General features: G+C 67.5%; 7 protein-coding genes. 6 read left to right on the top strand and 1 reads right to left on the bottom strand.

Annotated elements, in window-relative coordinates:
- From VIR15_RS19910 to VIR15_RS19895, 4 genes are all read left to right on the top strand, one after another.
- On the top strand, positions 1–536 hold a 536-nt coding region (locus VIR15_RS19910), incomplete at its 5' end, for a DUF6318 family protein (protein ID WP_331930998.1).
- 155 nt (positions 537–691) lie between these two features.
- A complete protein-coding gene (locus VIR15_RS19905) occupies positions 692–1,426 on the top strand; it encodes a hypothetical protein (protein ID WP_331930996.1) in 735 nt (244 codons plus the stop codon).
- Positions 1,427–1,552: 126 nt separating this feature from the next.
- Positions 1,553–2,668: a M14 family zinc carboxypeptidase gene (locus VIR15_RS19900; protein ID WP_331930994.1), complete on the top strand. Its 1,116-nt coding sequence runs from the start codon at positions 1,553–1,555 to the stop codon at positions 2,666–2,668.
- A 161-nt stretch (positions 2,669–2,829) separates the two neighbouring features.
- Positions 2,830–4,275 (top strand): plasmid pRiA4b ORF-3 family protein, encoded by a 1,446-nt coding sequence (locus tag VIR15_RS19895; RefSeq protein ID WP_331930992.1) that lies wholly within the window; start codon positions 2,830–2,832, stop codon positions 4,273–4,275.
- 73 nt (positions 4,276–4,348) lie between these two features.
- Here VIR15_RS19895 and VIR15_RS19890 read toward each other — a convergent pair whose 3' ends face one another.
- Positions 4,349–4,765: a PPOX class F420-dependent oxidoreductase gene (locus VIR15_RS19890; protein ID WP_331930990.1), complete on the bottom strand. Its 417-nt coding sequence runs from the start codon at positions 4,763–4,765 to the stop codon at positions 4,349–4,351.
- Between the two features lie 257 nt (positions 4,766–5,022).
- Between VIR15_RS19890 and VIR15_RS19885 the strand changes: the two genes are divergently transcribed.
- Both VIR15_RS19885 and VIR15_RS19880 read left to right on the top strand, forming a co-directional pair.
- Entirely contained in the window at positions 5,023–5,775 is a 753-nt protein-coding gene (locus tag VIR15_RS19885) for an SDR family NAD(P)-dependent oxidoreductase (protein ID WP_331930988.1), read from the top strand.
- A gap of 97 nt (positions 5,776–5,872) precedes the next feature.
- Positions 5,873–7,214 (top strand): DEAD/DEAH box helicase (locus VIR15_RS19880; protein ID WP_331931000.1); only part of this gene is annotated, 1,342 nt, incomplete at its 3' end.

Here is a 7,214-nt window from a genome sequence, read left to right as displayed (position 1 = left end):
CAGCGGGGCCGGCTACCGGCCCCCTGGTGCCACCGTCTGATTCGACGGGCGTCGCCTCCGGCGGCACGCCGACGACACGCGCCACCACGACCTCAGTCGAGGTGGATCCGGTCGTTGCCAGAATCCCGAAAGCTGCGCGACCCAACACCCAAGCCGGCGCCGAAGCCTTCGCCAAGTTCTACTACGAGCAGGTCGCGAAGGCATGGATGAAGCCGGACCCGGCTCTCTTGGATGGGCTGCAGAGGGATGGTTGCAAGACGTGCAGTGCGTTCCGCTCAACAGCTGAGTATCTCCAGAAGCATGGTCAGAGGTATGCATCCAGCCCACTCACGATCAAAGGAACTTCCGTATACGCCTTCATCGAAGGCAAGAAGCACATCGCCGTCACAGTTCTTGCAAACGAGGCCAAGATCGTTGACCAGAAGCGCCATACGGTCGAGACCGTTGCCGCCGAAGGCAGGCAGGTCTTCGTCTTGAGTCTCGCCTTTGACGGTCATTGGGTGGCGATACGCAGCCAGGTCGAGGAAACGTCGTGAAGCGCTGCGTCGTTGCACTAATCGGCGCCGCACTCCTCGTAGCGCTGGCTGCACCCATGGCGCTCGCTGCTGGTCCGCCGTGCGGGATTGTCGACTGCGGGGCGACTAATGACAACGCGTACGTCGAGTTGTTGTCTCGTCAGGAAGTGTTGGCGTTGCCGGCGTATCCGGGCGACAAGGGCGCGCCGCGACCGGAGGGCTCGCCCTACTACGAGTACGTTTCGCTGCCGGATTGTGCAGTGAACCATCCGGAGCGCGACCAGGAGATCATGTGCGGCCAGGCGCTCAAACAGTGCCCACCCGAGCTCGAAGGCAACACGCGACTGCGTATCTGGCGGCAGCTGGTGACGCCGCCTGACGACCGGAGCCCGTGGGAGGCCGCGGGCGTGACCTGCTACTCCGACGTGGCTCCCGGCGCGCGTCCGCGGCTCACCATGGCCGACCTGAAGGCGGCGTTCATGCGCACCCCGTGGGCCAAGCCGACGATCACGACACAGCCAAAGGGAGACGTCACCCTCGTCAACCTGGAGACCTTCTATCGCGTGACGTGGTCGGGCGCCGGGTTCGAGCCGGCCGAGACGGATCGGCGCGTGCTCCGCGGGATCCCGGTCTCGATCCGCCCCAAGCTCGTCGGCTTCACGTACCACTTCGGCGATGGTGGGACGTTGGGCCCGACCGACTCGCTCGGGGGCATCTACCCGGATGGCGATGTGGTGCACACCTATCTCCGGCCGGGGGAGTTCACGACGAGGGTGACGACGACGTTCGGCGCCGATTTCAGTCTCGACGGGGGTGCGACCTGGGACGACATCCCGGCCACCGTCGACGTGCCCGGCCCGTCGACGACCGTCAGGGTCAAGGAGGCCAGGGCGGTCCTCGTCAGGCAATAGGGCCCACTCCCTTGACCTCCACAGGGCCCACTGCCAAACTGACGAAACCATACAAACCCGGGCATTTTGCGCGCGCTTCACGCCCTCCACCCTCTTGTGCAATGACGCCTTGAAGGAGAGACAGCCATGCGCTTGAAAGCCATCGGAGTCGTTCTGGCCGCGGGATTGTCCGTCGCCCTCGCCGGTCCATCCGTCGCCGATCCGACCACGGTCCCCGGCGGTCCGTGGGATGACGGCACGGAGAACGTCCAGGCGATCCACAGCTACGAGCAGCTGTGGAACACCCTGCGTTCAATCGAGAAGAGCTCGGGCGGCGTGGTCGACGTCGCGCCGGCGCCCCTCCAGTCGAACCTCGGCCGCGACATCCCCGTCGCCACCATCGGCTCCGGGCCGGTGGACGTCATGTTCATCGCCAACCAGCACGGTGACGAGTACGTCGTCAGCGAGGGCATGTTGTCCATCGTGCGCACCCTGTCCGGAAACTCTCAGCAGGCCAAGCAGATTCGGGACGCGCTGACCGTCACGATCGTGCCGCGAGTCAACGTCGACGGGTTCGACGGCGACGTCGTCGACACGCGAGGCACGACCACCCCGTGGCGGCAGAACTGGGATCCCACCTGCGTCGCCTTCTGCGAGTTCTACCAAGCCGGTCGTGGCTATGACATCAACCGTTACCACTCCTACAGCGACAGCGCCTATGACCACCCCTACAAGCCCGGCGCCGACGCGGACAACCCCGTGCCGGAGGCGGTCGCCATGCGGCTGCTCTGGGACGAACGCCAGCCCTCCGTGGTGGTCGACTTCCACCATCAGGGTTCGTACGTCGACGATGACGGCCGACTCATCACTGGCTCGATCATGTGGCCCAACGCCACGGAGGAAGCCGAGCGTCTCGGCATCGCAGACGAGTTCGCCGAGACGATCACCATGTCCAAGCGCGCGGTGTCGGTCATGCTGACCTCGCTCGAGCAATACGGCTACGCCAACATCACGCGATACCCGAGCACGTCCACCCCGGGCATCGCGCGCAACGCCTATGGCCTGCTCGGCTCGACGTCGGTCCTCTTCGAGGTCCGCGGCGGCATCGGTGCGAAGTCGAACGGCTACCTCGCCAAGCACGCCGAGGTCTCGGGCATGGCGGTACTCACCTCCGCGGCGGACGGGTCGCTGTGGACGGCGAGCACGGCGCCGGCCGACACCATCCGCGAGCGGGGCGACTTCGTCACCAACCCGCACGAATGACCACCTGACGGGGCCAGGGGAGGACTGCGGCACTGCTCAGTTGAAATTGAGCAGTGTCGCAGTCTGCACGTTCAGAACCGGCCGGGATCGACACCGCTGAGTACGCGGCGGCGGCGTCACCGTCGCGTACCGTCGAACCGACCAACGAGCAGAGGAGTCGGATGAGCCAGCCCCAGGACCGACGCAATCCGGCCATCCACCTCCCCGACCCGCCCGAAGAGCCGGTGCTCCTCACCGTCCGCATCTCGCTCCGTGGCACGGAGCCAGAGGTCTGGCGCCGCTTCACGATCCCGGGAGACCTCGACCTCGGCAAGGTCCACGACGCGTTGCAGCAGGTCATGGGCTGGACCGACTCGCACCTGCACCACTTCTCCCTCGGTGAGCCTTACCGGAGTCCGTACTTCCTCACGGAGTTCGACGTCGAGGACGGCGACCAGGGCACAGTCGAGACGGACGCGCGCCTCGACCAGGTGCTTCACGATCCCGGCGACACCCTCACCTACGAGTACGACTTCGGTGACGGCTGGACCCACACCCTCAAGCTGGAGTCCGTCGACCCGCTGCCTGAGCCCGCCACGTCGGGACCGGGCGAGGTAGCGGGTGCGAGCTCAGCGGCATACCCCCTCGTCTGTCTGGCGGGGAAGGGCGCGTGCCCGCCTGAGGACATCGGCGGGGTCTGGGGCTACGAGGAGGCCGCGGCCTGGCTGCGGGCGGGCGGGGACGACGCCCATGAGTTCGAGAACGGCATGACCGGCCAGGAGATGCGCGACTGGCTGCCCGACGGTTGGCATCCGGATGACTTCGACCTCGACGAGATCAACGCAGCCCTCGCCCGCCTCACTCCGCGCGACACCGAGACGGCGCTCGCGGGCCTGCCCGTCGAGGTGATCCAGGTGATCAGTCAACTGTCCACGAGCGCGCGCTTCGAGATCGACGACTGGCTGGCTGCACCCGGCTGGGACCAGCCGGTCAGCTTCACGGCGGAAGAGGCGACCGCGCTGACGACGCCGTACCGGGTGCTCCTCGACGCGATCGGGGACCAGCTCAAGCTGACGGCGGCCGGGTACCTGCCGCCACGGGTCGTCGAGACGGTCTACCACGATGCGCGGCTGGAGGAGGGGTGGATCGGGAAGGGCAACCGCGAGGACTTGACGTGGCCCGTTCTCGACCTGCGCGAGCGCAGTCAGCGCTGGGGACTCCTCCGCAAGGCACGGGGTCGGCTGAGTGTCACGGCGCGCGGTCGACGCCTGCGCGAGGACCCGACGGCGCTGCTGGACTTGGTGCTGCAACGGCTCGCGCTCACGGGCAAGGAGTTCGAGCGGGTCGCCGTGGGGCTGCGGCTGCTCGCCGTGGCCGGGGGGAAGGCCTTGGAGCGGGAGAAGTGGGACGCGCCTCGGACCGTCGAGGACACCGTGGCCCAGGCTCTGACGATCGCTGGTTGGCGTACCGAGGACAGGCACCCACTCACCCGTGATCACGTCATGCGCGCAACCCGCGACACGATGAATGCCGTGCGTCAGCTCATGCGGTGCTTTGACGGCGACGCGGAAGAGAAGGCCGACCTCGAGCGCCGCTTGGCCCGCGCGATCCTCGACCGAATGGATTGAGTGCCGTCCCAACCCCCTCGGCGTCGTGCCCACCCACTGATTCGCCAGAAGAATCGGTGGGCCATGGGCGGGGTCAGGCGTCGGATTGCAGACGAATCCGGATGCCGGCCCGTGGCTTGCGTCGCATCCACCGCCCGAGGAGATCTTCCATGGCGTTGCCCACTCTGGCGACCGGGTACTTCGCCGACATCGCGCGCCGCACAGCGTCGAGACCGTCGCGGTCCCTGACGATCTGGGCCGTCCCCAGCCAGCATGGGGCACCAACCGCGACCCGGCCCCGGACGTCGCACGGCCGGAGCTCGACGCGTGCGGTGTGCGCGAGGCGCTTCGTCTTGCCGACGCCGTCCACCGTGATGACGACGACGTCGTCCCCGTCACGTGCGACCCACATCGGCGTTGCGACCGGTTCGCCGGACCTCCGGAAGGTCGTCAGGGACACGTACTGGTGTCGAGCGATCTCATCGAGCGACGCGCCTCGGTCATGGTCCACCCCGCCACCTTAGGTGCGCAGTCGCCCGACCTTGACCCATTTCGTATGCCGCTGAGCTCGCTCCGCGACGCCCGCAGCCTCCCAGCCCTCCCGGTCCCACCCCGCAACACACCCGCCTATCGACTGCTGGGGCCTGCTGCAGCTGACGGCAGCAGTCGATAAGCGGGTGTGTTGCGGAGGCGGCCAAAGTCTCCCGGTGGACCCAGCCGCCTGACAGAGTGGGGATGCAGGGCAGTCCGCACGTCGAAGGAGTGGTCATGAACAGGCTCGAAGGTCGGGTTGCACTCGTCACTGGGGCAGCGAGCGGGATCGGCAAGGAGACGGCCAAGCGGCTCGCCGAGGAGGGCGCCGCCGTGCTCGTCACGGACATCCAGGTCGAGGCCGGTGAGGCGACCGTCAAGGAAGCCACGGCCGCCGGCCACCGCGCGGCGTTCTTCAAGCACGACGTCACGAGCGAGTCCGATTGGGAGGCCGCCTGCGCCAAGGCCGTCGAGGCGTTCGGCGCGCTCGACATCGTCGTCAACAATGCCGGCCTGGGTGACCTCAAGACCATTGAGGACACGACGCTCGACGAGTGGAACCGCACGGTCGCCATCGACCAGACAGGCGTGTTCCTCGGCATGAAGATCGCCGCGCCGCACCTGAGGAAGTCCGAGCACGCCTCGATCATCAACATCAGCTCGATCTTCGGCACGAGCGGCGGCTTCGGCACCTCGCCGGCCTACCACGCGGCCAAGGGCGCGGTCCGCACGCTGACCAAGAACGCCGCGCTGCACTGGGCGACGGAGGGCATCCGCGTGAACTCGGTCCACCCGGGCTTCATCGAGACACCGATCCTCGAGCAGACCAAGGGCACCGACTACTGGAACGCGATGACGTCCATGACCCCGATGGGCCACCTCGGTGAGCCCGAGGACATCGCCGCCGCCGTCGCCTACCTCGCGAGTGACGACGCGAAGTTCGTGACCGGTCTCGAGCTCTATGTCGACGGCGGCTACATCGCGCGCTGAGTCGCCGGCGAGACCGAGCCCAGCGGCATACGACCTCGTGGTGTCCCTGCCCACCAACGGGTGCTGAAGGACTAGCGTCACGAAGGTGACCGACCAGATGCCAGACCCGGACCGCGACCTGACCGAGGAACCCGGCGAGGAACCCAGCGATGAGCCCACCTTCGCCGACCTCGGTCTGGACGACCGACTCCTCAAGGCCTTGCGCGACCTCGGCTACGAGCACCCGTCGCCGATCCAGGCCGCGACGATCCCCGCCCTGCTGGAGGGTCGTCACGTCGTCGGGCTCGCGCAGACCGGCACCGGGAAGACGGCGGCGTTCGCGCTGCCCATCCTCGCGCAGCTCGACCTCAAGCAGAAGACGCCGCAAGCGCTCGTGCTCGCACCCACTCGCGAGCTCGCCCTGCAGGTCTGCGAGGCCTTCGAGAGGTATGCCGCTCACCTCCGGGGCGTGCACGTGCTGCCGGTCTATGGCGGGCAGGGGTACGGCGTCCAGCTCAGCGCGTTGCGCCGGGGTGTGCACGTCGTCGTGGGCACTCCGGGCCGGATCATGGACCACCTCGAGAAGGGCACGCTGGACCTGAGTGAGCTGCGCTTCCTCGTCCTCGACGAGGCCGACGAGATGCTCAAGATGGGCTTCGCCGAGGACGTCGAGACGATCCTCGCCGACACGCCGGACGACAAGCAGGTCGCCCTGTTCTCCGCGACCATGCCCGCACAGATCCGGCGGATCGCGAAGAAGTACCTCACGGACCCCGTCGAGGTCACCGTCAAGGCCAAGACGACGACCGCGCCGAACATCACCCAGCGTTACCTCATCGTCAGCTATCCCCAGAAGGTCGACGCCCTGACCCGGATCCTCGAGGTGGAGAACTTCGAGGCGATGATCGTCTTCGTCCGGACCAAGAACGAGACCGAGACCCTCGCCGAGCGGCTGCGGGCTCGGGGGTTCTCGGCGATGGCGATCAACGGCGACGTTGCCCAGGTGCAGCGCGAGCGCACCGTGGACCAGCTCCGGAACGGCAAGCTCGACATCCTCGTCGCCACCGACGTCGCCGCGCGCGGCCTCGACGTCGAGCGAATCAGCCATGTCGTCAACTTCGACATCCCCACCGACACCGAGTCGTACGTCCACCGGATCGGCCGGACCGGCCGCGCCGGCCGTAGCGGTGACGCCATCTCCTTCGTCACGCCACGCGAGCGTCACTTGCTCAAGGCGATCGAGAAGGCCACGCGACAGGGCCTCACCGAGATGAAGCTGCCCACGGTCGAGGACATCAACGAGGTGCGCCTCAGCCGGTTCGACGACGCGATCACCGGAGCCCTCGAGAGCGACGATCTCGACTTCTTCCGCCAGGTCATCGGGCACTACGTCGACGAGCACGACGTGCCCGAGGCGGACGTCGCCGCGGCGCTCGCCATCGTCCAGCAGGGGGGCGAGC

This window comes from Intrasporangium sp. (assembly GCF_036566125.1).
GTDB lineage: Bacteria > Actinomycetota > Actinomycetes > Actinomycetales > Dermatophilaceae > Intrasporangium.
This window is presented reverse-complemented; position numbering and strand designations above follow the sequence as displayed.

Bases quoted from the DNA above. Each gene is read 5' to 3' on its own strand.
- VIR15_RS19895 (WP_331930992.1), top strand. From the start codon at position 2,830: ATGAGCCAGCCCCAGGACCGACGCAATCCGGCCATCCACCTCCCCGAC.
- VIR15_RS19900 (WP_331930994.1), top strand. From the start codon at position 1,553: ATGCGCTTGAAAGCCATCGGAGTCGTTCTGGCCGCGGGATTGTCCGTC.
- VIR15_RS19885 (WP_331930988.1), top strand. From the start codon at position 5,023: ATGAACAGGCTCGAAGGTCGGGTTGCACTCGTCACTGGGGCAGCGAGC.